General features: G+C 68.9%; 1 protein-coding gene. It reads left to right on the plus strand.

Annotated features, from left to right (window positions below; genetic code table 11):
• Positions 1 to 2,243: conjugal transfer protein TrbE (gene trbE, locus ABYB95_RS22000; RefSeq protein WP_372661996.1), on the plus strand; the 2,243-nt coding region annotated here is incomplete at both ends.

Raw genomic sequence — 2,243 nt, forward strand, 5'->3', positions numbered from 1 at the left:
CCCGGCGTGGTGCTGAACAAGGACGGATCGTTCCAGCGCACCGCGCGCTTTCGGGGGCCGGACCTGGACAGCGCAACGCAGGGCGAGCTGGTGGCCACCAGCTCGCGCCTGAACAACGCGCTGCGCCGCCTGGGTTCGGGCTGGGTGCTGTACGTGGACGCCGAGCGCCGCCCGGACTCGGACTACCCGCGCTCGGACTTCCCGGACGCCCTTTCGTGGCTGGTGGACGAAGAGCGGCGCGCCGCCTTCGAGGACTCGGCCAGCCACTTCGAGAGCCGCTACCACCTCACGTTGCAGTACCTGCCGCCCGAAGAGTCGCGCGCACGAGCCGCCAGCCTGCTCTACGAAAACCGCTCCAGCAACGGTGTGGACTGGCGCGAACGGCTGGCAGCCTTCATCGCAGAGACCGATCGCGTGTTCGACCTGCTCGACGGCGTGATGCCAGAGATCGCCTGGCTGCAGGACGCGGACACGCTGAGCTACCTGCGCACCACGGTGTCGCCACGCACCTACCCGGTGGCCGTGCCCGAAGTGCCCTTCCACCTGGATGCGCTCCTGGCCGATGCTCCCCTGCTCGGCGGTCTGGCGCCCATGCTGGGTGACGCGCATCTGCGGGTGGCCACGGTGCGCGGGTTTCCCACGTCCACCTGGCCTGGTGTGCTGGACGACCTGAACCGGCTCGGTTTCGGTTACCGCTGGTCCACGCGCTTCCTGTGTATGGACAAGGCCGAGGCCGAGAAGGAGTTGGGTCGGCTGCGCCGGCAGTGGTTTGCCAAGCGCAAGAACGTCCTGGCCCTGCTGCGCGAGACGCTGTCCCAACAGGAGTCTCCGCTGGTGGACACTGACGCCGGCAACAAGGCCGCCGATGCCGACGCGGCCCTGCAGGAGCTGGGCAGTGACCAGGTGGCCTTTGGCTACGTGACCGCCACCGTCACGGTGCTCGATGCCGACGCGACCGCTGCCGACGAAAAGCTGCGCATGGCCGAGCGCGTGATCCAGGGGCGCGGCTTCGTCACCATCCCGGAGACACTGAACGCGGTGGAGGCCTGGCTGTCGTCGATCCCGGGCAACGCCTACGCCAACGTGCGCCAGCCCATCGTCTCGACACTGAACCTGGCGCACCTGATGCCGGTGTCGGCGGTGTGGGCCGGACCGGAGCGCAACCGGCACCTGGACGGTCCGCCGCTGGTCGTGACCCGCACCGAGGGCTCCACGCCGTTCCGGCTGGTGACCCACGTTGGCGACGTGGGTCACACCCTGGTGGTGGGACCGACGGGCATGGGCAAGTCGGTGCTGCTGGCCTTGCTGGCCCTGCAGTTCCGGCGCTATCCCGGCTCGCGCATCTTTGCATTCGACATGGGCCGTTCCATGCGCGCGACGGTGCTGGGCCTCGGTGGCGAGCACTACGACCTGGGCAGCGATGGCGACATCGCCTTCCAGCCGCTGGCCGGCATCGACCAGGAAGGCTACCGCAGCTGGGCAGCCGAGTGGGTCGAAGGCCGGCTGGTGCACGAGGGCGTGGCCGTCGGACCGGACGAGAAGGCCGCGATCTGGTCCGCGCTAGGCAGCCTGGCCGGCGCACCGCGCGAGCAGCGCACGCTCACTGGTCTGTCGGTGCTGCTGCAGTCCAACGCGCTGCGCCAGGCGCTCGCCCCCTATGTGCTGGGCGGTGCACACGGCAAGCTGCTGGACGCAGACCAGGATCGGCTGGGCACGGCCGATGTGCAGTGCTTCGAGATGGAGGAGCTGATGGGCAGCCGCGCGGCGGTGATGGCCGTGCTGGGCTACCTGTTCGCACGCTTCGAGGCGCGCTTCGATGGTGCCCCCACCCTGCTGTTGCTGGACGAGTCCTGGCTGTTCCTGGACGACCCGGTGTTTGCGGCTCGCATCCGCCAGTGGCTCAAGACGCTGCGCAAGAAGAACGTGTCGGTGCTCTTCGCGACGCAGAGCCTGGCCGACATCCAGGGATCGAGCATCGCGCCGGCCATCGTGGAGAGCTGCGCGAGCCGCATCTTCCTGCCGAACCCGCAGGCGACCGAGCCGCAGATTCGAACGATCTACGAGGGCTTCGGCCTCAACAGCCGGCAGATCGAGATCGTCGCCACCGCGCAGCCCAAGCGCGACTACTACTACCAATCGCGCCTCGGCAATCGCCTGTTCGATCTCGACCTGGGCGCCGCGACCTTGGCCTTCGCGGGTGCGTCCACGCCGCAAGACCAGCGCGACATCGACGCGGTGCTTGC

Source organism: Hydrogenophaga sp. (genome assembly GCF_041633695.1).
Classification (GTDB): domain Bacteria; phylum Pseudomonadota; class Gammaproteobacteria; order Burkholderiales; family Burkholderiaceae_C; genus Hydrogenophaga.